Annotated in this window: 26 protein-coding genes; 8 read left to right on the top strand and 18 right to left on the bottom strand. The window is 44.0% G+C overall.

Annotated features, from left to right (window positions below):
- Positions 1-268: 268 nt before the first annotated feature.
- The 4 genes from MH215_RS25355 to yyaC all read right to left on the bottom strand — a co-directional run bounded on the left by MH215_RS25355 (position 269) and on the right by yyaC (position 4,286).
- The gene (locus MH215_RS25355) at positions 269-1,498 is read right to left on the bottom strand and encodes a class I SAM-dependent methyltransferase (RefSeq protein ID WP_481857487.1); all 1,230 of its coding nucleotides are present in this window, start codon (positions 1,496-1,498) and stop codon (positions 269-271) included.
- A gap of 95 nt (positions 1,499-1,593) precedes the next feature.
- Positions 1,594-2,298, bottom strand: a complete 705-nt coding sequence (locus MH215_RS25350) for a DUF6483 family protein (RefSeq protein WP_239293811.1) — start codon at positions 2,296-2,298, stop codon at positions 1,594-1,596.
- 299 nt (positions 2,299-2,597) lie between these two features.
- On the bottom strand, positions 2,598-3,395 hold the full coding sequence (locus MH215_RS25345; protein ID WP_239293810.1) for an alpha/beta fold hydrolase: 798 nt from the start codon (positions 3,393-3,395) through the stop codon (positions 2,598-2,600).
- Positions 3,396-3,722: 327 nt separating this feature from the next.
- Positions 3,723-4,286 (bottom strand): spore protease YyaC, encoded by a 564-nt coding sequence (gene yyaC / locus MH215_RS25340; protein ID WP_481857486.1) that lies wholly within the window; start codon positions 4,284-4,286, stop codon positions 3,723-3,725.
- A gap of 149 nt (positions 4,287-4,435) precedes the next feature.
- Between yyaC and MH215_RS25335 the strand changes: the two genes are divergently transcribed.
- Entirely contained in the window at positions 4,436-4,657 is a 222-nt protein-coding gene (locus tag MH215_RS25335) for a DUF1128 domain-containing protein (protein ID WP_239293808.1), read from the top strand.
- Positions 4,658-4,890: 233 nt separating this feature from the next.
- On the opposite strand, the gene MH215_RS25330 is transcribed toward MH215_RS25335, so the two are convergent.
- Positions 4,891-5,616 carry a pirin family protein gene (locus tag MH215_RS25330; protein WP_239293807.1) on the bottom strand — a complete coding sequence of 242 codons (726 nt, stop codon included), beginning with the start codon at positions 5,614-5,616 and terminating at the stop codon, positions 4,891-4,893.
- A 139-nt stretch (positions 5,617-5,755) separates the two neighbouring features.
- A complete protein-coding gene (locus MH215_RS25325) occupies positions 5,756-6,775 on the bottom strand; it encodes an asparaginase (protein ID WP_239293806.1) in 1,020 nt (339 codons plus the stop codon).
- A gap of 176 nt (positions 6,776-6,951) precedes the next feature.
- Here MH215_RS25325 and MH215_RS25320 point away from each other — a divergent pair, with 176 nt between their 5' ends.
- The 4 genes from MH215_RS25320 (at position 6,952) to MH215_RS25305 (ending at position 8,968) form a co-directional block, all read left to right on the top strand.
- A complete protein-coding gene (locus MH215_RS25320) occupies positions 6,952-7,650 on the top strand; it encodes a phosphatase PAP2 family protein (protein ID WP_239293805.1) in 699 nt (232 codons plus the stop codon).
- A 146-nt stretch (positions 7,651-7,796) separates the two neighbouring features.
- On the top strand, positions 7,797-8,054 hold the full coding sequence (locus MH215_RS25315; protein WP_056693407.1) for a GlsB/YeaQ/YmgE family stress response membrane protein: 258 nt from the start codon (positions 7,797-7,799) through the stop codon (positions 8,052-8,054).
- A 64-nt stretch (positions 8,055-8,118) separates the two neighbouring features.
- Complete coding sequence (locus MH215_RS25310) at positions 8,119-8,526, top strand: YtxH domain-containing protein (RefSeq protein ID WP_145051632.1); 408 nt, start codon at positions 8,119-8,121, stop codon at positions 8,524-8,526.
- Between the two features lie 76 nt (positions 8,527-8,602).
- A complete protein-coding gene (locus tag MH215_RS25305) occupies positions 8,603-8,968 on the top strand; it encodes a DUF5665 domain-containing protein (protein ID WP_056693403.1) in 366 nt (121 codons plus the stop codon).
- Positions 8,969-8,985: 17 nt separating this feature from the next.
- Here MH215_RS25305 and MH215_RS25300 read toward each other — a convergent pair whose 3' ends face one another.
- The 11 genes from MH215_RS25300 to MH215_RS25250 form a co-directional block, all read right to left on the bottom strand.
- Positions 8,986-10,005: a magnesium transporter CorA family protein gene (locus MH215_RS25300; RefSeq protein ID WP_235540431.1), complete on the bottom strand. Its 1,020-nt coding sequence runs from the start codon at positions 10,003-10,005 to the stop codon at positions 8,986-8,988.
- A gap of 153 nt (positions 10,006-10,158) precedes the next feature.
- The gene (locus tag MH215_RS25295; protein ID WP_056693399.1) at positions 10,159-10,932 is read right to left on the bottom strand and encodes a sigma-70 family RNA polymerase sigma factor; all 774 of its coding nucleotides are present in this window, start codon (positions 10,930-10,932) and stop codon (positions 10,159-10,161) included.
- Positions 10,929-11,381, bottom strand: coding sequence for an anti-sigma B factor RsbW (gene rsbW, locus MH215_RS25290; protein ID WP_056693393.1), 453 nt, complete (start codon positions 11,379-11,381; stop codon positions 10,929-10,931). The genes MH215_RS25295 and rsbW overlap by 4 nt, the downstream gene beginning before the upstream one ends.
- Positions 11,382-11,399: 18 nt before the next feature.
- Positions 11,400-11,738 (bottom strand): STAS domain-containing protein, encoded by a 339-nt coding sequence (locus MH215_RS25285; RefSeq protein WP_056693392.1) that lies wholly within the window; start codon positions 11,736-11,738, stop codon positions 11,400-11,402.
- Between the two features lie 82 nt (positions 11,739-11,820).
- Complete coding sequence (locus tag MH215_RS25280) at positions 11,821-13,494, bottom strand: response regulator (protein ID WP_239293804.1); 1,674 nt, start codon at positions 13,492-13,494, stop codon at positions 11,821-11,823.
- A 15-nt stretch (positions 13,495-13,509) separates the two neighbouring features.
- Positions 13,510-14,382 carry a CheR family methyltransferase gene (locus MH215_RS25275; RefSeq protein ID WP_056693384.1) on the bottom strand — a complete coding sequence of 291 codons (873 nt, stop codon included), beginning with the start codon at positions 14,380-14,382 and terminating at the stop codon, positions 13,510-13,512.
- Positions 14,383-14,450: 68 nt separating this feature from the next.
- Positions 14,451-18,170 carry a response regulator gene (locus MH215_RS25270; protein WP_239293803.1) on the bottom strand — a complete coding sequence of 1,240 codons (3,720 nt, stop codon included), beginning with the start codon at positions 18,168-18,170 and terminating at the stop codon, positions 14,451-14,453.
- Complete coding sequence (locus tag MH215_RS25265) at positions 18,167-19,336, bottom strand: PP2C family protein-serine/threonine phosphatase (RefSeq protein WP_239293802.1); 1,170 nt, start codon at positions 19,334-19,336, stop codon at positions 18,167-18,169. The genes MH215_RS25270 and MH215_RS25265 overlap by 4 nt, the downstream gene beginning before the upstream one ends.
- 336 nt (positions 19,337-19,672) lie before the next feature.
- Positions 19,673-20,017, bottom strand: a complete 345-nt coding sequence (locus MH215_RS25260; RefSeq protein ID WP_056693378.1) for a YflT domain-containing protein — start codon at positions 20,015-20,017, stop codon at positions 19,673-19,675.
- A 127-nt stretch (positions 20,018-20,144) separates the two neighbouring features.
- Positions 20,145-20,678, bottom strand: a complete 534-nt coding sequence (locus MH215_RS25255; protein WP_239293801.1) for a hypothetical protein — start codon at positions 20,676-20,678, stop codon at positions 20,145-20,147.
- Between the two features lie 83 nt (positions 20,679-20,761).
- Positions 20,762-21,271 carry a DUF948 domain-containing protein gene (locus MH215_RS25250; RefSeq protein WP_239293800.1) on the bottom strand — a complete coding sequence of 170 codons (510 nt, stop codon included), beginning with the start codon at positions 21,269-21,271 and terminating at the stop codon, positions 20,762-20,764.
- A 222-nt stretch (positions 21,272-21,493) separates the two neighbouring features.
- Here MH215_RS25250 and MH215_RS25245 point away from each other — a divergent pair, with 222 nt between their 5' ends.
- Complete coding sequence (locus MH215_RS25245; protein ID WP_017692264.1) at positions 21,494-21,658, top strand: DUF1328 domain-containing protein; 165 nt, start codon at positions 21,494-21,496, stop codon at positions 21,656-21,658.
- 395 nt (positions 21,659-22,053) lie between these two features.
- Entirely contained in the window at positions 22,054-22,527 is a 474-nt protein-coding gene (locus MH215_RS25240) for a hypothetical protein (RefSeq protein ID WP_145051662.1), read from the top strand.
- Between the two features lie 122 nt (positions 22,528-22,649).
- Here MH215_RS25240 and MH215_RS25235 read toward each other — a convergent pair whose 3' ends face one another.
- Positions 22,650-23,537, bottom strand: coding sequence for a cation diffusion facilitator family transporter (locus tag MH215_RS25235; RefSeq protein WP_239293799.1), 888 nt, complete (start codon positions 23,535-23,537; stop codon positions 22,650-22,652).
- A gap of 302 nt (positions 23,538-23,839) precedes the next feature.
- Here MH215_RS25235 and MH215_RS25230 point away from each other — a divergent pair, with 302 nt between their 5' ends.
- On the top strand, positions 23,840-24,028 hold the full coding sequence (locus MH215_RS25230) for a hypothetical protein (RefSeq protein ID WP_056693364.1): 189 nt from the start codon (positions 23,840-23,842) through the stop codon (positions 24,026-24,028).
- The last annotated feature ends 67 nt before the right edge of the window (positions 24,029-24,095 follow it).

Here is a 24,095-nt window from a genome sequence, read left to right as displayed (position 1 = left end):
AATCTATCAACAGTTGTACTTCACCATTTCACTCTGACCATCCCACGCTATCCAATTAATCGCTCTTCCCTAATAGCACAAAAAAGGCCAACCAATCATTACTGGCTAACCTGAAAGCACAAAAAAGCCAGCCAGAACAATTCTGGCTGAACTTAACACACGAATACGCAGAAGCCCCTTTACAGGGAACTTCTGCCGCATTTATTGAACGTATCGTTGTGGTTAATGAGTTTTAGTTCCTGAGTTATGGATTAGCCATGTCTCTTCATTAACAGTTCTTACAATCACTTGATGAAGACGTAGCTTCATCTGTGCCTAACGCTTCCCGAGAACCGCATCCTGGCAACAGATCTGCACAAGCTCGTTCCAGATACGGATCGGCATGAATGAAATCACGGAACGCTGTGTACTCATCCCACAACTGCTTCGTTGGACCTGCTTGGCCTCTTACAGCTCGTATGAGTATATTTTTGGGCGTATGTTCCATATCGATAAACTCGAGCAATTGCGTTTTGTATCCCATTAGATCCAGCAATTTAGCACGAATGGCATCTGTCGCGAGTGCAGAGAAGCGCTCTTTGAGAATACCATGGGATAACAATGGATTCATGACCGTAGACTCGATCTGCTCAAACAGCTCATGCTGACAGCATGGAACCGATAAAATAACGGAAGCTCCCCAACGGACTGCTTTTTCTAATGCCGCATCTGTCGCCGTATCACAGGCATGTAGTGTTACGACCATATCTACTGCATTCAGCTCGTCATAGTCTGCAATGTCTCCAACCAAGAATTTCAGATCACCATAATGCAGCTTGTTCGCAAGATCATTACAATGCTCAATGACATCCGCTTTCAGATCCAGACCTATAACTTTCAAAGATCTACGCTGCTGTACGGACAGGTAGTGATACAGTGCAAAGGTCAGATACGATTTACCACAGCCAAAATCAACAATGGTCAGCGGACGCCCCTCAGGTAAGTGGGGAATCACATCTTGAACCATCTCAAGGAAACGATTGATCTGTCTGAACTTATCGTATTTACGAGCCAGCACCCTACCTTCCTCATTCATAATTCCTAACTCAACTAAGAAGGAAACAGGTACCCCATCCTCCAGCACATATTGCTTCTTGCGATTGTGGGACAGATCCACAGCCGTCTTGGATGCGGATTTGGTTAGAATCGAGACTTTATATTTTTTGCTGATCAAAATTTGATAGTCTGCTTCTGTGGTACAGAGCAGCCCTTGACGAAACGTCTCTTCGGCCAGTTCAGTCATGCGTTCAGTCGCTTCAGCCGGAGTCAAATTCTCATGCAGCACTTTGTTGTTATAATGAAAAGCGAATTGATAATGCAACTGATTTTTGAGCGTTACCGGCTTGACTTGCACTTTCGTATACGAGACATTGTCCCGTCTGCGCAGCTGGCTCCAGGTCGCCGTAATCAGCGAGTTCTGTTCAAAGATGTCTTGTATAAGCTTTCGCAATGAATCCACGGGGGTACATCTCACTTTCGATTTGGTTTGGTCAACCGTTACCATACCACAATTCCGTCCCCGCTCCAAGCAAGGACATCTAACAAGCGGTGTTCCTATCCGTTCGCCATTTCCCGATTTAACTGGGCAAGCCCCTCTTCCACTTCCTCACGAGGGAGTCCTCCCGCCTCAAGTTTGGCATCTTCAAGTTCACTTAGCCGTTCATAGAATGCCTGCACATCATCACGATAATTCACAGGATGCTCTCCACCAACATGTAACAGCCTATACCAGCTGTTCTCTGCCTGATCATACTTTCCTTGCTGTTCACGGTACATGGCAAGCTGCTTCTCCGTTCGTGCCGGTCGTTCGTATTCTTTGGTTAGTTCCAAAATGGACTCGGCACGATCCGGCGCATCCAGCAGTTTCGGATTGGCTCCGTGATTTAGTGCATATAGATAAAAATGAAGAGATTTCATTAATCGAATGAGTTCTTCATCTAATGAATGCTGTCGTTCCTCATCATCTATGCCTTCAACCTTCGCTTTTTCACCATATACATAAGCTTCCTCTTCAAGTAGGCGTGCCGCTTGCTGCAAATTATCTACTTCAATCATGCCACGAAAACGGAATAGCTCGATAACATCCTCTGCAGGCAAAGAATTTAGCAAAGACGAATGCAAGCCAAAATTCCTGCGAAGTAATTCATCTAGTTCAGACAGTGCCTCGGCATGTTTCCGCTGTTGCTTCAACGTGAACACTTTGCCGATCGCTTCAGTCATTTCCTCCACCATGCGGAGCAGATAGTCTTTTCTGAACATCCAATATGCCCCCTTAACATTCGCTTGTTGACCTAACCTTTGGCCTAGCAGTCTTTCATTGCGTGTTCAAAAAGGACGGACTTTGAACAACCTCTATGAACATTATTTTAATGCATGCACTATCAAAAAGCCAAAGTACGCCGTTCCAACCGTGCCCTTATACACAAAAAACCTCTGCCTTTCCGAATAAGGAATTTGGCAGAGGTTCATATTTGGTTCATAGTTAGTTGTTAAACGGTTAAATGGATCATCACTTTATGCTGTAAATGAAGCTAAGCCATAATCCTCCGTTTCATGCGTTATTTCGATGAAGACAATCCATCCATAAATTGCTTAATCACCTGAATTAACTTTTCTGGTGCCTCGTACATGCTCATATGTCCTACTCCAGGAATTACCGCTTGTACAATATGTGGCTTATCACTTGTGAAGGTGCGTTCTGGCGGAATAACCGCATCCTTCTCTCCTGCAACCAACAGTACAGGTAATGGTGTAGCTGACAATACATCACGACGATCTGGACGTTCACGCATAGCGAGCGCAGCGCCAGCAGCTCCTTGTGGTGCTGTCTGATACCCAATTTCTTTCACACGTGTAACTTGTGCCGACATGGACTCTACATGCTCTGGGGCAAATAACGCGGGAACCAAACCATCCACGAAATTCACAATTCCGTCCGTCTGTATCGTTGACACGGCACGAAGTCGTTTTTCTTTCCCCTCTTCGCTATCCGGGTAAGCCGTTGAATGAATCAAACCAAAGGCATGGAGTCGTTCCGGATGACGCTGAGCAATAGACAAGGCGATGTAACCTCCCATGGAGTGACCGAGCAGAGTTGCCTTCTCTACCTTTAACTCATCCATTAATTGCAGCACATCATTGCCCATCTGATCAATCGTATAACTTCCTACAGGCGCATCCGTTTTCCCGTGTCCCCGCAGATCAGGCACAATACAGCGGTAGCTTCGTGCAAGCTCAGGTACAACTTCATCCCAATAGGACGAACTGCCACAATATCCGTGGAGTAAGATCAGCGCATCTCCTTGACCTTGTTCAGCATAACAAATTGTCGTTCCATCACACATCACTTTTTCCATATGTATCCCTCTCTCTACACATAATAAATGCACTTGCGTTCATTGTAATGAATCTGGTTCATTCAATTCAAGTTCGTGTTCAAAAAGGGTGGTTTTCAGTACCGAGAAGATGGAATGAAGATAGAAATGAAGTAGCGGAGCGTAGGCAAATCTACGTGAGCAACCACATGTTTCCGAAGGAAACAAGCTTCGTAAGCATCCCGCTTATTTCGGCTGAATTCCATATTCGAAGCTGAGATGCCAACAGGCATCCTTCGTAATCAAAAGCAGACTTTTTGAACAACCTCTCAAGCTGAAGCTCAGGTTGTATATTATTAAGCTTTCCCATCAGGAATGAAACGTTTGCCCCGAAACTGCTGCTTTCAACACGGCTTCTGCAATCATGTGGGACATGTTCATCACCTGGTGAAGAGACGTCATTTGCAGCACAGTATATGGTCTTGGCCCATTCGCGTTCACCACAGCGGCTACACTATAATGTCCAACGGATGGTAGGTTGCCCCCCACGGATTCAGCTGGAGTCAAGGCCTGATTAAATAGGTAAAAGTGACCTACCGCAGCCTTCGGCCCCAGACACGCATCAATGGCAATGATGACATGATGTGGCGGGATGGATGCTAGCTTCTGTTGTAGCGTGTCTGCATCACAAGGGTATGGCATTGTTCCTATAACATGCCCCACTCCTTTTCCCTCCAGCAAACTCCCTGTTAACGGCCCAAGTGCATCACCTGTAGAACGATCCGTACCAATACATACAAAGGTGATCTCATCTGGGGAGTGAGCCTGATATATGTTGTGGAAAAATAAGTCCAGCTCTTCTCCCTGCACACTTCTACGGGTTTCTCGATTCTGCTTGCGGATTAATTCCCGCTTATATGCTGCCAAAAACATTTCCTCCTTCGCACATCGCATAGATGTCGACTGTTATAGTATCCATCATTTTACCTGATGCCCTCTTTTCCCGCAAAAGCATTCGCCTGAGCCTGTCCAATCATGATACAATGACAACAGTTTCCGATAGGGAAAGGATGGACATAACGATGGATTTAACGCAAGCAAGTACTGCCAACATGGAATATATGATTGAGGCAATCAAAACCAAATTGCGGATGGCGAGTGGAGCCGCAATGCAAGGATCATCTTTTCCACTGGAAAAGTATGAAGACCTTCATGATCTGTATGAGATGGTCATAGGAAAAGAACACTTGAGCATCTCTGAGGTTGAAGCCGTAGCTTCTGAACTTGGTAACCTGCGCAAGTAACTTCTTTGCTGTCAGATTGTCAGACATCATGATGGCAGACTGAAGTTGATACTACATTGCAGAGTGTAGCGAAAGAAACCTTAGACAGAAGAGGATCTATTCTCCACATTAATAGTGGGAATAGATCCTCTTCTGTTCATTTATTTTCCAATATTCATAGGTTCAGATTCAGTACGAATCCGAGTCATCCTGAACACTAATGCATCGGAACATAATCCTAATAGTAGATCATCTTATGGTAGATCAATCAGTACAAATTCAGCAGGCTCTTTGCCCGTTCCAGTGATCTGCAGATCACAGCTCTTACGAATTCGCGCTGCATCTCCCGGCTTAAGATCAAAGTTGCCATCAGCACATTCAATGGAGATATGACCACTGATCAGGAAAAGGTGTGTACGCCTATCTTCATGTTGTGGATACATTAGCTTTTTGCCAGATTCCAATTTGGACAAATAACATGTAACATCCTGATGAATAGGTAACGCATCCTCCGTGCCTTCTCCAGCTTGCCCTGACACGATAGGGCATAACCGATTCAAATGATCCTCCGGCTGAAAACGCCGGTTGGTATACGATGGCTCGGCTTTCCGTTCAGAAGGCAAGAACCACATTTGCAGAAAACGCACCGGCTCCTCTGTTGAAGGATTGGTCTCCGAATGCTCTACTCCCGTCCCCGCACTCATCACCTGTACGGTTCCTGGTTCCAGCAATTCTTCTGTTCCTATGGTATCTGTATGCTTCAACGTTCCTGAAATGACATAACTAACAATCTCTAGATCATGATGTGGATGTCTCTTAAAGCCCTCTTGCGGCATCAGCGTGTTGTCATTATGAGCTAACAGGCAGCCGAAATGGGCATTGCTTGGGTCATCATAATCTGCAAAAGAAAAGCTAAACTCACTGTGTATCCAACCGCGATCCGACGTGTGCCTTTCTTCCGATGTCACTACTTTAATCATGTTCATCCACCTCCAAGGGTTAGAGCTGCCAGTATCTCTCCAGCAGTCTTTCGTGTAAACGAATTGTATAGATTCATACCAGTTGGTATGTCATGTTTACCCTTGGTTAGACCATTCTAATCACGTACTTTAGTTCAGTTTATACGCTTTTTTTAGTTGATTGTAAAACGAATTCACTCTCTGCACGTCCTACAATTATGCCAGCATCATTTCGGATATCTGGTGGATATACTTCGCGTAACCTTGCAATAGTTGCTTGGTTCGCATAACCAATTTGCTCAAGAATCGACTGGGCAATCCAAGCCCATTCTTCCTCTGAACCATCAAGGATCTTAAAGGTGATGCCTAATCTTTCTTTTTTGAGTGCAAAACCGAATACACCCTTGAATCCGCCCTTGGCTACGATGTTGTCATCTTCCAGTAGAACAGAATCCACGCGATGAGTCCCACCTACCATAAGTGGAAATTCGTTCATTGCCGCTGTAATGGTCTCTACCGCACTGCGTGTCGAAGCATCCTCGATCAGATCTGGACAGGCTAATTTCAGATAAGCATTCGATAATGCTGATAATGGCAACGAAAATACCGGAAAGCCGCAGCCATCCGTTCCTAGTTGAATTTCATCCTTCTCAATCCCAGCCATATACGCCATCGTCTCCAAAATCTCGCGCTGTACCGGATGTTCTCGCTCAGCATAACTGCCCAGATCAACCTTCTTCATCTGACTGTATCCAAGAATACCTAAGTGTTTCCCCGAACAGTTATGCAAAATCCGGCGCTTCTCTCCCTGACCCCGCAACCATTCATTTCGACTCTCCTCATTTAGAGGGTAACTCGCCGCACAGACTAGACATTCTTCTCCCAGTCCGATTTTGGTAGATAACTGCTCCAATACTTGGATATGAGCTGGTTCTGATCGATGTGAGGATGCCATAATAGCAATCTCTTGAGCTGACAACCCATAGTGAGACGCAATTCCTGCACGAATACCTGGAATAGCTTGAAACGGTTTGGCTGATGAACGCGTAAACGCTCTAAAATGTGGATTACCTACCGAATAAACCACTTTACCGTATTCGTCTGTAATACTTATGTGACCGTAGTGGGCGCACTCCATCTCGCCAGCACGGTATTCTTTAACTAACAGGGCACTCTCCATGCGAGTTCTCTCCTTTATGCTCCCATAATCATATCTGCTTTGCGTCACGACGCCGCATGGGATATCTTAATTAGTATAGTACAAAAACTTCATTTTTACAGTTTTTTCGACATATCTTTCGGGTAAAGCATTAACCATATTCCTATCTGACTACATCAACGGAGGAGATACTCATCATGCTACGTAACGCCCAGTCCTCACCGAGCTTTTTGGCTAAATCAAATTCACCAATTCGTACCCTACTAATATGGAGTATCGCAGGCATTGTCATAAGTTCTGTCGTTGTATTTCTTATTGCTGCTCTTGCCTCCATCCTGGGCACGGATGTGATTTTGCAATGGGATCATCAGATCCAACGTTTATTTTATCTTCATTCTGAAACTCGTCTTCAACTGTTTCCTTTCACTTCGTTTATTACTGCGCTTGGATCCTTTAAGATCTCTGCACTCGCAGCCATCGGCTTCACGTTACTGTTTTTCTTACAGCGAATTCCTCGATTCTACTTGTATGGATATGCGTTATTGGGCAGTTTCGCCATTATGTGGGCACTGAATACTGGATTAAAGGAGATTTTTCAACGAAGCAGACCCGAGCTTGAGCATCTATTAGTTGTTCACGGTTATAGCTTCCCTAGTGGACATGCCATGATCTCCATGGGCTTCTACGGCATGCTCTTCGTCATCTGGGCTATTGAACGGCAATTGCGGACATCCAGACCAGGAATTCCTATTTTATGTGGCATCATATTCGTAACGTTGATTGGTCTAAGTCGGATCATGTTAGGTGTTCATTATCCTTCCGATGTTTTCACTGGATTTATGGCGGGTCTAGCTTGGATTATCTGCATGATCCCTGGTATTAGACAACGGAGCTAAGATCGGGGCTAAGTCACATCACATATAAATATCCAACCCTCTAACTACAAGTTTAACTGTTTCACCTCGAAGCACGGCGTTTATATACGAAGTAAGCAAACGCGAACAGACAACATCCTACATCAAGTTTAAAGGAGGCGGTTGTTATGTGGGGCATTATTATCAGCATAATCATGGCGGTCATTATTGGTTTGATCGGAGATGCACTTGCCGGTCACAACATGCCCGGAGGTATCATCGGCGCAATGATTGCCGGATTTGCAGGAGCCTGGTTAGGAGCACTCTTGCTTGGTAACTGGGGACCAGTTATCGGTAACTTTGCAGTGATTCCAGCCATCATTGGTACAGCGCTCTTTGTGTTCTTGCTGGGGCTTGTGTCCAGACTGTTCAGACAGGCTGCCTGATCGGTCAACAAGGTGTTCGTTGTTTCGTTATCCGTTTCTTAATCTGAAGAAGGAGTGATTGAATATGAATAAAGCAGAAGAACAATATCCTGTACAGACGGGTTCCACTTTCGCAAAAGGAATTTTCATCGGAGGTTTGCTAGGTGCAGCAGCAGCATTGCTCTTTGCTCCTAAGCCAGGACGTGAATTGCGTGGTGACCTTTCCGAGAAAGTCGGCATGGTTACAGATCGTACCAAGGAAGTTGCATGCGTAGTAGGTGATAAAGCATCCGAACTAGCCAAAACGGTATCTTCTAAAACGTCTGATATTGCAAAAACCGTGAATCAAGGTCGCAATGACGTTATGGATTCCGTGCGTAGAGCTTCGACGGATATCGCTAACGAGACATCCAAAGCTTCGAATGAGGTTGCTGTAGCAGCTGAAGAAGCGAAGGACGATGCACGTAAAGAGCTGAATTCAACCAGTCTGTAAGGCTAATTGAATGAAAATAGCCAGCTGAGTTTCAGCTGGCTATTTCTCTTCCCATCTCATCATAGGAGGAATGAACATGAGTAAAGTTACAATTAACGGCAACTCGCCTTTATCAGGAGACCCTCCTAGACAGCAGTATGATACGTCTGAGCATCCTTTTGAACTGCGACATGAGGTGAAAAAGCTCAATACCCGTCTAGATCAAATTGCGGATAGTCTTGAGAAGGCGCAGATTAAGGATATCATCGAGAACTATACCAATCCCAAGAAACGCATCATCACCAATTTCACAGCAGGTATGGCTCGTGGTTTAGGATTAACTGTCGGAACATTTGTTGTACTGGGTCTTCTCGGTTATCTCCTAAGTCAATTTGTGAACATGCCGATTGTTGGACAATACATTGCGGATCTGCTGGGCTATATTGAAGACTACAAAAATTAGGAGGATGAGCCCCTAGCCTATCCTTTCCTAACGGAAGTGGGGCGTTTGTTCTCATCAACTGGAGGCTGGGAGGACTTCATCCTTAACAGATCCCCTGTCCAGCCTTTCATCATCATCCAAATGTACATGCCAGACATACTACCCAGGATTAGTGCAATGACCAGAACCACTCCCCAGGTTTTATCAATCAGAGGTAAATTCTCAAAGTTCATTCCCCAGATCGCACCAGCTGCCGTAGCGGGCGTGAACACAGAGGTTACGATGGTAAGTGTCTTCATGATCTCATTGCCTCGCACACCGGAGGTTGCATTGTCGATTGAGATCAACGTGTCAATTTCTTTTTCATAGTGCTGAAAAAGTCGTTCGATCCGTTCAATTCGATGCTGAAGCTGTCGAAAAAAACGATTATCCTGTATTTCATCCAGGTAAGCTTCCTTGGAGGCTGCGATTAACTCAGAAAAGGGAATAAACTGATTGCTCCAATACAGCAATTCGTATCGAGATACGAGAATCTGATCCATCAGTGTGCGCGCATTGCGTGATTCCATCTTCCGCTCTAGCTCACGCAGATTCATCTCAAAATGATCCATTCCGACATGATAATAGTGCAGTATCGCTCGAAACAAAACAAACATGCCGTCTCTTGCCTCATTGCACTGATTCAGCATGGCAGCACGCTCTCCAGTATTCATGATGCCTCTCGTATTATTATCCATGTTGAGGGTAACGAGTGTACTCTGATCCACATAGAAAAACATCTGATTTTCTTTTCGTTCGCTATCCTTCTCATTCTTCACTGCATATAATAAAGAACCAAATATAACCGGCTCTTCACCATTCATAAATCGGACAGATAAGTAATTGGAATGCACCTCTGGGATTTTGCGAAGCCAATATTGCATTTCCGGGAAGGATTCCGTCAGTTCGTGCAAAACTTCATCCATACTCTCTTTATCTGGTGCTACCCAGTCCCACCATTGCCACTTATTCGAGAAAGACAATCGATCTCGTCTAATTTGCAAATCCACCTCATCCACGGGTTTTAACTCCTCCATTCCAGCATACATTTATCCTATTCTCCACAGCACTTCCAACACTCACTAATCCATTCAAAAAAGGACACGTATGCATTCCAGCGGAATCACGTGTCCTTCATTATGCCGAGCTCAACTTCATCAGAAGATTACATCTCATAGCATCGAGGCATTTGACATAATCTGTTTTAACTTCTCGGTTGCTCGCTTCTGAATTCGGGATACACTCATCTGAGATACACCCAATTTCTGCGCGATCGCCCGCTGAGACTGACCATCTTGGAAAGCCAGAATGAGCACTTTCTGCTCTTGTTCTTTCAACTGTCCTAATGCCTGCTGTAGATCCATTCGCTTCTCAACCGAATCAAAGTCATTGACATCCGCACTAATAAGTTCACCTAATGTCGCCGCACTCTCATCTTGGGATAGAGGGGAGTCTAGGGATACATAATGGTAACACTCACGGCCAGCCAACACTTCAATGGTTTCCTCCGGGGTAAGGTCAAGATAGTGTGCAATCTCGTCTACACTAGGTGAACGTTCCAGTTTCACGGTTAGTTCATCAATGGCATGCTGAACGAGGGCACCCTTTTCCTTAATCCGTCTTGGCACTTGAATGTACCAGGATTTGTCTCGAAGGTAGTTCTTCATATGACCGATCATACTCTTCATTGCGTAAGGTTCGAAAGGAATCCCTAGGTTAATATCGTATTGCTGTAGCAATCGAATCAACGCCATCTGTCCAGTCTGATATAGATCCTCATACAGATCCGGACGATTTCGGGCAATCTTACCTGCGGCCATTTTAACCATCGGTTCATATTTGCGGATAAGAACAGTAGCGATTTCATTATCCTTGGTTTGCTGGTATTCCCAGATCAAACCTACAGCTTCAGACATGGACTCTGGTGGAGTCACTTTTTCGTTCATACTTTCTCCTCACTTCTTGCAAGACGTTTAACGAGTACCACTTTCGTACCTTTGCCCGTCTCACTTTCCACACTAACATCATCCATCAATGCTTGCATCAGATAGAACCCAAGTCCACCAATCTGAGCATCTGACAGTTCTTTGTCATGCAGGCCAGCACGTGTTGCTGCAGGATTGATGTGGTCAAAGCTAGCACCTTCGTCTTTTACTGTAATCTCGAGCGTTTCGCCATCCACCTCAAATACAACTTCAACCATGCCGCCTTCGTGGGAGTAGGCATACAGTACAGAATTGTTACAAGCTTCGGATACAGCCACTTTCATATCCTCAATATCTTCATAAGAGAATCCCATTTTGGATGCTACCCCATAAAGATTAAGTCTTACGATATCCACATATTCAGCTGTGGCCGGTAGGTTAAGGGTAATTCTTTCAACTTCTGCATTCATTCCTTTTTCGATCCTTTCCTATTGGGAATTCTTCTGTGAGACAAAGAATTTGGCAATACCCGTCATGTCAAAAAGCTTCTGTATCTGCGCAGGAACTTCTTGTACTTCAAAGCGTGCTTCCATTCCATGTCGTGCCTTCAGAACAGATAACAGGATTCCGATCCCTGTACTGTCGATATACTTTAGATCTTTCATATTGATAATTAGATCTTGTTCCTTGTTGTCTACAAGCGGCTCCATGACCAAACGGAATTCAGGAGCAACTGACAAATCCAGTTCGCCAGTCAGATACACCGTGCATACGCCGTCGTGTGTCTCAGTCTTTGCATTGAATTTTTCATTTTTATTTGTATTCATTAGACATCTCTCTCCTGATCAATGGTTTCCTTAGTAATAACCCAACTTGAGCCCAAGTGAAACAAAACAAATATTGGAAAACTTAATTGGCATGATTCATGGTTGATGATCTGGGCTCAAACATTTTTCGTTGTTCCTGAAATCGCGACAATTTCTGCTTCACACTGCCCATTTTGACGGGCTTGCTAATATAATCATCCATCCCTGCCGCTGAGCAGCGTTGCTGAATACCGTCCATCACGTTTGCCGTCATTGCTAAGATGACAGGCTGCTCCGTCTGAGGAAGACGTTCACGAATGACTTTAGTACATTCCAGTCCATCCATGACAGGCATCTGCAGATCCATAAATATATAATCGTATTTTGGATGTTCTAGAACCATATCCAGTGCTTTCTGCCCGTCCTCAGCCATATCTGAAACAAACCCCAGCTTGCTTAACATAATGGACATCAGTTTTTGGTTAATGGGATGATCATCCACAATTAATACCCTTGGCTGATGCTCATAATTTTTCACATCAGATAGCTGCTCATCACCACCGCCAACGACAAATTCGGTTTCGACATAACGCTGTGCTTGGATCGTAAATACAAACGTTGCTCCGAACTTCTCCGATGTATCCAGATAGATGTGACCACCCATCATCTCAACGAGTGTACGACAAATGGCGAGCCCGAGCCCTGTTCCGCCGTATTTACGAGTCATTGAGGTATCGAGTTGAGAGAAGGGTTGGAACAGGCGATCCACTTTGTCTGCAGAGATGCCAATGCCTGTATCTTTTACGGCAAACTCCAGCGTCATTCTTCCGTCCTTCTCTTCACTGACCGAAACGATGAGATACACTCCGCCATGATCCGTGAACTTCACTGCATTAGCAATCAGATTCATTAATACTTGGCGTAATCTTGCCATGTCTCCGTAAACAAGCTGCGGAACGGACGATTCCAAGAAATAGTCCAATTCGAGATTTTTTTTGCCTGCTTCGACCGTAAATAATCCCAATACCTCCCGAATACAAGCAACTAACTCAAACGGATGCTCCTCGAGCTCCATCTTGCCTGATTCCATCTTCGTGAAGTCCAGAATGTCATTGATTACTGTAACCAAAGCATCGGCACTACGACGAACGATGTCCGCATACTCTTTCTGATCTTCCTTGAGTTCCGTTTCCATTAGCAGATCGACCATACCGATGACTCCATTCATCGGAGTACGGATCTCGTGGCTCATCATAGCGAGAAACTCGGTCTTTGCATTAGCAGCAATCTCCGCTTCCTCTTTAGCCTGAATAAGCTGCTGGTTCATCTTCTCTAGTTCCTGCGTTTTTTGATGCAGCAGCATCGTCTGGGTCTTTAATCTTTTATTCGTCATAAACATCTCTACAAATCCCTCAATTTTGGACTTCAAAATCTGAGGAATAAACGGTTTAACCATGTAATCAATAGCTCCGGCTGAATAGCCTGCAAACAAATGCTCGGCTTCCCTGCTATTTGCAGAGATGAAAATGATGGGCACATCTTTAGACTTATCGCGGGCTTTGATTAGCCTAGCAGTCTCAATTCCATCCATTCCAGGCATTTGCACATCAAGCACAATGACCGCAAATTCGTCTTTCAGCAAACAACGAAGTGCTTCTTCACCTGAAGTTGCTTTGACAAGTTTATATCTTTCCGATTCCAGAACCGCTTCAAGAGCAAGCAGGTTCTCGGGGCGGTCATCTACCAACAATATATGGATTGGTTCATTAAGCCCCATGACTTGCCTAACCCCCTATTTAATCTTCCGGTATATTTTTTCCGTCCGGTCTAACGGCTCGTAGGCATCACTAAATTCCGTAAAATGTATCGATTCCTTAGACCCCAGAACGAGGACACCGAAGTGACTCAAACTTTCATGAAATAACCCGTGCACTTGGTTCCGCAGTTCATCATTAAAATAAATCATGACATTGCGGCAAAAAATCACATTAAACTCGTTAAACGAACGATCCGTAGCCAGATTATGTTCGGCAAAAATAATGTTTTTCCGTAGATAAGGATGAAATATAACGGAATTGTACTTAGCCGTGTAATATTCTGAGAAGGCTTTAGTTCCCCCAGCCTCCAAATAATTTGTTGTATATAGTTTCATTTTCTCAATGCCATACACGCCTTCCTTGGCCTGTTGCAATGAGCGATCATTCATATCTGTCGCATAGATTCTTGCTTTGTCATACAATCCTTCTTCATGAAGCATAATCGCCATAGAATAGACCTCTTCCCCTGTAGAACATCCCGCATGCCAGATTCGGATATAAGGGTATGTTCGCAACACAGGAATAATCTGTTCTCGGAAAGTACGGAATAATGATGGATCCCGAAACATCTCCGTTACAGGAATAGACAGATTCTGCACAAATCGTTCAAATGCAGAGCGATTATGAAGCACACGCTCCTGTAAAGCAGATATCGTTTTTGCTCCTTCTGCATGTGCGTAATGCCAGATTCTTCGTCTCAAAGAAGGCAAGGCGTAATTTCTGAAATCATATCCATATAGACGGTGCATACCTTCCAACAGCAATTCGATTTCAATCAGTTCGCGCTCTTCATCTTGCGCCAAGCGGCCTGATTCTGCCCCCGCCTCGGTAGGTTCCCACGATGTCATAAATTCTCTCCACTCTTCTTTTGTTACTTACATTTAGCGTATTGTCCTTCATTACCCAAACTAGTGACTTACGAATACAACCAAACACGCATTAATGATAATAATTGATCCGTCTGGATTGGCTTCTTCACATAATCGGATGCGCCAGCCTCAATACACTTGCCACGATCATCCTTCATCGCCTTCGCCGTTAACGCAATAATCGGTAATTTCTCGAATTGCGGAATCTGTCTGATCCGTGACATCGCTTCATAGCCATCCATCTCTGGCATCATCATATCCATCAGTACAAGGTCGATTTCTGGATTTTGCTCCAGAATCTCTAAGGCTTCACGGCCGTTCTCCGCAAAGGTAACTTCCATTCGATATCCTTCTAATACACTAGAGAGAGCAAATACGTTACGAATATCATCATCGACAAGCAATATTTTCTTGCCTTCAAATAACGTTTCTTTGTTGTGTAACTTTTGCAAAATCCGGCGTTTATCTTCAGGCAAATTCGCTTCTACCCTGTGTAAGAACAAGGTGGTTTCATCCAATAACCGTTCTGGCGATTTTACATCCTTAATAATGATGGATTCTGCGTATTTACGAAGCTTCATCTCTTCCTTACTATCAAGCTCTTTTCCTGTATAAATAATAATAGGCAGGTCACTCAGATATTCATCATCCCTAATCTGATCCAACAGCTCGAATCCGGTCATGTCAGTCAGCATCAGGTCTAACACCATGCAGTCATAACGCTGGCTATGCAGCTCGGTTAAAGCTTCTTTTCCTGTGGAGACAGCTGTTATTGCCACATCATCATGACCTATCAATTCAATAATTGCTTTACGCTGAGTTTCGTCATCCTCCACAATTAACAAACGCTTCAATTGATTCTCTGTATAGGATTCGATATGTGAGAAGGCTTTATCCAACGAATCTTTGCTGGACGGTTTCTTCAGATATGCGATTGCACCCATCATCAATCCTTGCTTCATGTCATCAATGACGGAAATAACATGTACTGGGATATGACGAGTAGTCGAGCTACTTTTCAGTTCTCCCAAAATAGCCCAGCCATCCATAACAGGCAATTGAATATCCAAAATGATCGCGTCAGGCAAGTACTGACGAGCCATTTCAAGTCCCTTATCCCCTTGCAGCGCTACAATCGCTTTGAAGCCTCTTCCTCTCGCCATATCCATTAAGATATGGGCAAACTTTACGTCATCTTCGATAATCAAGAGAACTTTGTCTCCTTCGGAAATTTCACCTTGATCATCTTCTACCGTTGTTGAACCTGTAGCCTCTGGTGCTGACAATTCCATAAGTGCATTGTTGTCAGGATCTGGCGTAATAACGGTCTGTCTGCTTGAACGCATCATTCGAGCTTCTTTTTGTCTAATAGGCATTTCAGAAGTAACAGCTGCCTCACTCAGTGACTCCTCTAACGGAGCTTCATCCTCGTGATTATCAGGTAGATACAATGTGAACGCACTACCCACACCCTCAGAAGATTCTACCTGAATGGCTCCACCGAGCAGACGTGCAAGTTCACGGCTAATCGATAATCCTAGTCCTGTACCTCCATACTTACGACTTGTCGTACCATCCACCTGTTGGAAGGCTTCAAAGATCAGATCTGTCTTATCCGATGGAATCCCGATCCCTGTATCCTTCACGGTAAATCCTACGTATTCCTGATTATTGTTCAGGTACCCTGGAAGTTCTTCTGGGGCTACTTTACGTCCAATGATACTTACAGATCCTCGGTTCGTAAATTTAAAGGCATTCGACAGCAAGTTACGAAGAATTTGTTTCACACGATGGCTGTCTGTATATACCCACTCTGGTAGATTACTGTCGAAATCAATGTTGAGATCAAGCTCTTTTTTGTTCGCCATGGCGCCAAAATTCTGTTCGACAAATTGTGTTAACTCTTCCATTCGAACAGTCTCATAGTTGATATCCATTTTACCAGCATCTACTTTGGACAAATCTAAGATCTCATCAATCATTTTCAGTAGATCTGCACCTGACATATAGATCGTTTGAGCATACTCTTGTTGTTTAACCGTCAGATTTCCATCTTTGTTCTCAGACAATAACTGAGAAAGAATCAGTAGGCTGTTCAGCGGTGTACGTAGTTCATGTGACATGTTAGCCAAAAACTCGGATTTGTATTTACTTGTCATCGACAACTGCATAGCCTGCTGTTCCAACTGCGTTTTCGTTTTCTCGATCTCGTCGTTCTTCTCTTCAACTTCTCGCACCTGCTCTTCAAGTGCACGCGTCTTAGCAATTAACTCCGTATTAAAGTGCTCAAGTTCCTCCTGTTGCCGCTGAAGCAGCTCCTCGGAACGCTTGAGTGCACCTGTCTGTTCCTCTAAGTTTTCGTTAGAACGGCGTAACTCTTCCTGCTGTGTCTGCAGCTCCTCGGATTGCACTTGGAGTTCCTCCGTGAGCGCTTGAGATTCACGTAATAATTCTTCCACGCGTAAACGACGGCGAACGTTGTTAAGGATTACACCCAGATTCATAATCAACTGAGAGAAGAGCTGTTTATGCAGATCGGTAAACCCATCGAATGAAGCCAGTTCAACCACACCAATAAGCTCATCCTCAAAAACAACGGGATAGATCATAATGCTCGTCGCTCGCGAAGATCCAGATGCCGAACCGATATGCACATAGTCTTCTGGTGTGTTTTCTACAATAATCGGATTCATGTCCAGGGCTGCCTGACCAATCAACCCTTCTCCGATGCGATAAACTTCTTTTCCTACAGTCTCATTCTCTTCAAAAGCGTACGCACCGTAGCGTCTTAATTCATCTGGATGCTTCTCCTCATCTACTAAATAAACGACACCTAGTTGTGCACCTAGCACAGGTGTAAATTCACTAATAAACATTTGAGAAATCTGGCGGATTGAACCAATTCCTCTTAGTAACTCCGGAACTCTTGCAATATTGGAACTCATCCAGTTCTGATCCTGTTGCGCTTGTAAATATGCTTTCTCTATTTCCATTTTCTCTTCTAAGTCGCCCGATACTTCTTTGAATACCGTTGCTATCTGACCGATCTCATCCGTGGACTTGATCCGAATCCGTTGAATGGTACGATAACGACCATGACCGAAGCTCGTGATCATCATGGATACCGTGTTGAGACCTCGCGTAATGCTTGGCAGCACCCACATAATGACACCTAGTGCCAGTAATACACCAGCAATCATAATGCCAAAGGTGATCTGCACAGCCTGTGTGTAAGCTTCATTGGCTGATGTAATCTCTGAATCAATCTCTTGATCCTGATAACGAGAAAGAGCATTAAGGCTATCCACTGCCTCTTTCTGAACAGCTAAACCCGTCGAATTACGGTAGTTATTCGCATCATCTACGCGTCCCTGCGACATCAAGCTGAGCTGCCTCGTTCCATAAGCCGCATAGGCATCCCAAGCCGTATTGACTCGGTCAACTAACTGATGCTCTGATGCACTGTCGGCACGCTCGCGGACTTCTGTGAGATAGCCTTTTGCGTTTTTCATCATTTCCTTGAGGTCACCGTCAGCAGCGCTAATGGAATTGGTCGGATTGAGCAACAAGTTAGCTAGCACTTTAGCCATATCGTTCACTTCTCCGCGTACAGACGACGTGAATCTCACCTTCAAATAACGTTCCTGATACATCTGATCCAATTGCTGATTACTATTGTTCAACCGCTCATAACTTATAAATGTAAGAGCAATAAGAATTGCCATCAGAGCGGTAAAGCCTACCAGCAGTTTATTTCTGATTTTCACTCTGCTTCCGCCCCTTCACTTAACGTGATCCATACCAGACATTTATCGTCATCCCGCTCCTGAGGAATTTCGTCATCAAAGAACAAGGTTTGCATCAGCGGCTCATTCCACAGATGCGTACCTTTCAACTGTTCCTTCAGGAATTCGAGCTGGTCTTCCTGGTCTCCTGGAACAGCTTCCGTTAATCCATCTGTATAAAGAGCAATATGACCTTCACCCTCATAATGAATGGTTTGAGGTTCAATATCCATTTTATCGAACAGCCCCACCGGACAGCACACGCTGTCGAATGTTGTGATTGAACCATCCTCACGGAAAAATAAGGCTGGTGGATGCCCTGCGTTAACATAATCGATACGCTTCTTCCGTGTATCAACGACTAGGTAGATCGCAGTGAAATAATACTGCACCAATTGTTTTCCCAAATTAAGCTGGTTAAATCGCCGATTCAGTTCCTGAATTACCTTCTCTGGATCGACATATGTTGTCACTGTGTCTTTTAATACCGAGGCGATAAACATCGTAAATAATGAAGAGGAAATACCGTGACCCATCATATCTAGGAGTATCACACCATAACGCCCATCACCTAGTGGATACCACGAGTACAGATCACCCGCTAGCTCAAAGGATGGTTTATAGATGGCATTTACTTGAAATAAGGGATCATCAATCGCTGGGCTGAGTACGGCACTCTGAACCATAGCCGCAAGTTTGAGCTCGTCCTGGATACGCTGATCGCGTTCCTTATGCCAATCCTTCTCCTGCTTCAAACGCAGCGCCAACCTGATGCGAGCCATTAATTCCACTTTATTAATTGGCTTCGTCACATAGTCAGAGGCACCGGCATCTAGAGCTTCCGCCAGCTTTTTGGAATCACCAATAGCCGTGACCATAATGATGGGAATATCCTTGAGATTTTCAAACTTTTGCACAATGCTACAAGCTTCGATGCCGTCCATTTCAGGCATCATCATATCTAGCAAAATGAGGTCAATATCCGACGGTCTCGGACGAAGTTCATCACTTTCTCCACCTATTCCGAGGATTTCAAACATTTCCATCGCAGAACTTGCGGTTACAATGTCACGATAGTTTTCTTTTTTCAGAATTTCTCGAATGATAATGACATTCGTCGGATTGTCGTCAACAATAAGTATTTTCATTTCTATCTCCTTATCTGTGGCGTTCCGGGTTTGTCGATTAGTTGGTTTTTGTAATTACATGTAACAACCCTAATGTTACATTTTCTGCATTTTAAACGACGGTAGACATAGTAATTCCTACTATAACTATAAGCGTAAAAATGAAAAACTGCTATCAGTAAATGGCACCATTAGAAGGAAATTGCGCCGCTGGTGCCCTGTTTTTGCTACGGTTCTGACCCCGCTTCCAAACTTGCAAAAACATAGATAAGGAATGGGGAAATCCCCATTCCTTATCTATGTTTTTGATTCAGTACGCTACATTAAATTATCGTAGTCGTCTGAAGCTTGTACGCTTCAATCTTTCTTTTTGGCAATAACTAGCACTTTACCTTTATCTAATTCACTTTCGTAGAAGTCTGCTTCTGCTTCAGTGAATCCCATTGATACAATTTTGGCTCTAAGCTCATCTCCACGGGAACGGAACAGATTAGCCATGGAATCAAACAATCCCTCTTCCTTGATGCCAATTTCGTTTGCATCCGCTGTGTCTGCAATTCGATCCGTGCGATCCTTTTCATGGGCAAGAACGAAGATATGATCAGCAAGGTATCCGGTGTTTTGCAGCTCTTTCACTGCTTCTACCGCTTGGACTCCGTTTTCTACCACTTTAGCATAAGCTTGCGCATTGGTTGAATTCATCGTTTCCACTCTCCTCTGATATTCTTCTTTCTCAAGCTACTTTTAATATATAACCATAGCATTTGGGGATGAAACGCTTTATGATGTTTTGTCCCAAGAACATCATTCAAACAGACAAGATGTAGCTTTAGGACAAGGTTGCATCGAATAGGTCAATCCCCTCAATTTGATCAGTGCCTGACTTCAAATAGACTTTTAAAGCTTGGTCTCCACGAATGTATACTTCTCCATCCTCTGCAATAACATAAGGATCACCAAGCACCTCTTGTATGGATCTTATATCCATATCAATCCATTGTTGATTCAACTTAAATCGTTCTTGAGAAGCATCAATATGAATATATTGAATCTCTCCTGTATCTTCGCATAGTCCCACTTTCACATCCTGAAATGCAAATTCAGGGCATCCTAGATAAGGATCTTCTTTTATATCCATTGGCTGACCCTTGTGATACAACATTTGATGCATGTTGTCCTCCAAAGAAATATCATTTAGAGTCCGAAATGCCTCAACTGGTTCGGATCGATCTACAGCCAGATTAACTTCTGGCGTTTTCTCTTCCAATACCGTCCATGGCAGATCATGAGCAGCGGTTGTCGCTGCCGGTTGAACGGAAAAGGGAGAAATTACGCTAAACATTACAAGCAATAGTTTCATCATGATTCTCACCCTTTCATGAAGTTCAGGTTCGTCACCGCTCTAAATGACTTCCTTCTCGTTGAACGTTGAACTTATGTCATTAGTTATTTACGTGCACGTTGCCAAAGGTTAGCTGCAAGATCCACATACTTCAACCAATTCTTTCCACCATTTGCCGCATCATTATATGTAGCATCATAACTTTGCAGGGTACGATCCGTTTTGGTGGCTGGCGCTGCCTGTACATGAATCGGTTCAGGAGCTTTTTCTTCTTGTTGATTGGAACGTTTTGTCTGGAATTTAGCAATCATAGTAGAGGAAACTTGTTTCGCCGCGGCAGTTACTTCGTTGAGCACCTCGCCTAGGTTTTGAACAGATTCCATAACTGGATCGATTTTTTTCATTTTGTGTTGTACATCTGCCGTAATATCATTCGCATGTCTCACCGTCTGTTTCACTTCATAACTGAGTTCATCAATCGTTTTTTGGACTTCCTGTAGCGTCTGGGATACATTGTCCAATGAACTCTGAGCGGATTTTAAAGTACGAATTAAAAAGAAAACCAAGACTGCAAAGGCCACCGCAATTAAAGCCACGCTAATTTGATAGATCATAGAAGAACCTCGCTTTCGATATACTATCTGATTGTTATTATTGCTATAGTTACCCGACCATTTCCGGGACGAAACAAACGATAAAACTCACTTCATATAATCACTTGCTTGGAAAAATCATGAATGTTTCAACTCAAAAGTCCTCGGTTAAAGAACAACTACACAAGGCGGCGAGGTGTTCAAATCTCGCTCCACAATTTCAAATCGAAAGGATGAAAACTCATGTTGAAATGGTCTGTATTGTTTCTGATTATTGCACTTGTCGCAGGTATTTTCGGATTTTTCGGAATCGTTGAAGCTGCTGCTTCGATCGCTAAAGTCCTCTTCTTCATCTTCGTCGTACTGTTCGTAATCTCCCTCATTACGGGACGAAGCCGAATGCGATGAATGAGGTAACTCAATGAAAATCACGTCTTACATACAGAAGCCTATCGCGCTTACCATAGCCGGTAGGCTTTTGTTTGTGTACAAACAGATAAAAACATCATTCCACACTGTGCCTATACCTCTATTATGTATTACACTCCTTTCCCCTCTATTCCTGAATCACTCTCCTGCCCGTTATAAAATCACAACGTAAATAGGACTTTTTTGACATAGCCAAATTGATTTTATCCCACTGAAGTATGATTTTTACAAGCATTCCTAATACCCACAAATGCTCCAGTTGACTCTGGAGGAAGCAAGAAAATATTGTTATAATTTGTGATTCATAGGTGAGCTTGCTTGGTTATTTTTAACACAGGACAACAAATTACATACCTACTGAGGAGGAATTACAAATGAAGAAAATCGTAAGTTTTGCTGCTGCTTTAACGTTGATGGGCTCGATGGCTGCTGCTGCAGGTGCTGAGGAAGCGGTTACTGGAACAGTGACTCCTGAAACTGGAACTGAAGCAACAACACCAGCAACAACAACTCCGGCTGTTGAAGTTAACAAACCAGCTGTAGAAACAGTTGAAGGTACAGTCGAGGCTGCTACAGGTACAACAACTGAAACTTCAACAACTACACCTGACAAAATGTTCGATGAGCCTGTCGTAAAAGCGGGAGACGAAGTTCTTGAGCCTACAATGCTGCTAAACCTGTTAGAGCGCACTTGGTTCTATGATGCTCCAAACGGTAAGCCAATCGGTGCACTTGGTTCACAAGTCATCGACACTACAGGCGAAGTTGTTGATGGTTTCGATGGCGGTGAATGGGTACAAGTGTACACTTGGAAAGGCAAAGCTTGGATTCACGTTGCTATTCAGTAATATCGTATAATCCTTCTAGCCATAAGTAAAGAGGACAGCACGTGAACTCGTGACTGTCCTCTTTTTATTTTGGAAGCTGAATCATAATGAGCTTATTAAGCTTAGATCTAGTGTAATGATCTTCACTCATTCTTCGGGACATTTTCGATCCTAGGCTCGACATGTACATGAACCTGCATAATGTTATGTGATCGTTTCAATCGCTCCTCCACCCTGTCACAGATCTGATGACCTTCGATCAGACTAAGTTTTCCGTCCACCTCAATGACGATATCCACCAGGACATGACTCCCATGAATACGTGCTTTGACATCTTTAATCGTCTCCACACCAGGGACACGAGCAACGGAAGATCGAAGATCAGTTAACTCCTTTTGATCAAATCCATCGGTCAGACGATGTGTACAGTCTCTGAATATCTCCCAAGCTGTCCTGCAAATCAGCAACCCTACAGCGATAGCTGCAACTTTATCGAGCCATGGTAAGCCGAATTGAGCTCCGATAATCCCGATGGCTGCTCCAATACTGACCCATGCATCCGAACGATTGTCCTTGGCAGCTGCCATAAGTGCCTGACTGTTAATTTGTTTGGCCAGACGAGAGTTATAGCGATACACTCCTAACATTGCAATAGCACATATAACTGCAACTCCCGCTGACCACAGATTGGGTGCTACAAAGCTGCCATCATACCAGGAACGTACGGCTTCAACAAGCACTTGAAGTCCCACCACAGCCATAATAAACGAAGCAATGAGTGCCGCGACCGTCTCTGCTCTGAAATGACCATATGTATGGTCAGAATCCGGAGGCTTTTGTGAAATCCGGAGACCAATCAGCACTGCGACAGAAGCTACAATATCGGTAACATTATTATATCCATCCGCCACTAACGCACTGGAAGCAAATATATAACCACTGACTAATTTGAAAGCAGACAAGACAAGGTAAGCTGCTATGCTGACCCAAGCTCCCCGTTCTCCCTTACGGATTTCTTCATAAGCATTCAAATCAGTGACACCCCTTTACTATCTCATATTCAGGTTCATTCATCGTACCAAAGGCTCTCCTTGTGGGTCTACAGAAACAGTGTTGCCAGAATGCAGTGCTATAGAGGCGCTGAAACAAAGTTGTTAGAATGCATCGGTGTAGGTGACTAGACAGAAAGTTGGTTGTGTTCAACATGTGCGTTTACGCGCTGAAGATCAGCATTTTATCAGGTTGCCCTTGTAGGGCTTTTGTAAAACGTATAAAATAAGGACATCCCGTCCAAATCGGACGGCTTAACTGTAAGACCGGGAGGGAAATAACGATGAGCGATAATACTGAACCGAAAAAAGTCAGTTTGCAGGATGCGATACGCCAAAAACTGGCGCAGAAGAAAGAACAATCAAAATCCGGTAACCAATCCAGTGCCTATTTTGAAGGCGGTCCAAAGGCGATGAAGAGCCAAAACAACAAAAAGCCTAACAATCAGCGCCGCCGTACTGGCGGATCCTAGACCTTTGGGGGGTATTCCCCAATGCACGCTGTAGAACTGCCTCTAATGGCCTCTAGGCTAGGTAGTT

The sequence above is a fragment of the Paenibacillus sp. ACRSA genome (assembly GCF_022346845.1).
Lineage (GTDB): Bacteria > Bacillota > Bacilli > Paenibacillales > Paenibacillaceae > Paenibacillus.
The sequence above is the reverse complement of the archived record's forward strand: the minus strand, read 5'-3'. Positions and strand labels throughout refer to the sequence as shown.

Bases quoted from the DNA above. Each gene is read 5' to 3' on its own strand.
- MH215_RS25350 (WP_239293811.1), bottom strand. From the start codon at position 2,298: ATGTTCAGAAAAGACTATCTGCTCCGCATGGTGGAGGAAATGACTGAA.
- MH215_RS25345 (WP_239293810.1), bottom strand. From the start codon at position 3,395: ATGGAAAAAGTGATGTGTGATGGAACGACAATTTGTTATGCTGAACAA.
- yyaC (WP_481857486.1), bottom strand. From the start codon at position 4,286: ATGTTTTTGGCAGCATATAAGCGGGAATTAATCCGCAAGCAGAATCGA.
- MH215_RS25335 (WP_239293808.1), top strand. From the start codon at position 4,436: ATGGATTTAACGCAAGCAAGTACTGCCAACATGGAATATATGATTGAG.
- MH215_RS25330 (WP_239293807.1), bottom strand. From the start codon at position 5,616: ATGATTAAAGTAGTGACATCGGAAGAAAGGCACACGTCGGATCGCGGT.
- MH215_RS25325 (WP_239293806.1), bottom strand. From the start codon at position 6,775: ATGGAGAGTGCCCTGTTAGTTAAAGAATACCGTGCTGGCGAGATGGAG.
- MH215_RS25320 (WP_239293805.1), top strand. From the start codon at position 6,952: ATGCTACGTAACGCCCAGTCCTCACCGAGCTTTTTGGCTAAATCAAAT.
- MH215_RS25315 (WP_056693407.1), top strand. From the start codon at position 7,797: ATGTGGGGCATTATTATCAGCATAATCATGGCGGTCATTATTGGTTTG.
- MH215_RS25310 (WP_145051632.1), top strand. From the start codon at position 8,119: ATGAATAAAGCAGAAGAACAATATCCTGTACAGACGGGTTCCACTTTC.
- MH215_RS25305 (WP_056693403.1), top strand. From the start codon at position 8,603: ATGAGTAAAGTTACAATTAACGGCAACTCGCCTTTATCAGGAGACCCT.
- MH215_RS25295 (WP_056693399.1), bottom strand. From the start codon at position 10,932: ATGAACGAAAAAGTGACTCCACCAGAGTCCATGTCTGAAGCTGTAGGT.
- rsbW (WP_056693393.1), bottom strand. From the start codon at position 11,381: ATGAATGCAGAAGTTGAAAGAATTACCCTTAACCTACCGGCCACAGCT.
- MH215_RS25285 (WP_056693392.1), bottom strand. From the start codon at position 11,738: ATGAATACAAATAAAAATGAAAAATTCAATGCAAAGACTGAGACACAC.
- MH215_RS25280 (WP_239293804.1), bottom strand. From the start codon at position 13,494: ATGGGGCTTAATGAACCAATCCATATATTGTTGGTAGATGACCGCCCC.
- MH215_RS25275 (WP_056693384.1), bottom strand. From the start codon at position 14,382: ATGACATCGTGGGAACCTACCGAGGCGGGGGCAGAATCAGGCCGCTTG.
- MH215_RS25265 (WP_239293802.1), bottom strand. From the start codon at position 19,336: ATGAAAATACTTATTGTTGACGACAATCCGACGAATGTCATTATCATT.
- MH215_RS25260 (WP_056693378.1), bottom strand. From the start codon at position 20,017: ATGAATTCAACCAATGCGCAAGCTTATGCTAAAGTGGTAGAAAACGGA.
- MH215_RS25255 (WP_239293801.1), bottom strand. From the start codon at position 20,678: ATGATGAAACTATTGCTTGTAATGTTTAGCGTAATTTCTCCCTTTTCC.
- MH215_RS25250 (WP_239293800.1), bottom strand. From the start codon at position 21,271: ATGATCTATCAAATTAGCGTGGCTTTAATTGCGGTGGCCTTTGCAGTC.
- MH215_RS25245 (WP_017692264.1), top strand. From the start codon at position 21,494: ATGTTGAAATGGTCTGTATTGTTTCTGATTATTGCACTTGTCGCAGGT.
- MH215_RS25240 (WP_145051662.1), top strand. From the start codon at position 22,054: ATGAAGAAAATCGTAAGTTTTGCTGCTGCTTTAACGTTGATGGGCTCG.
- MH215_RS25230 (WP_056693364.1), top strand. From the start codon at position 23,840: ATGAGCGATAATACTGAACCGAAAAAAGTCAGTTTGCAGGATGCGATA.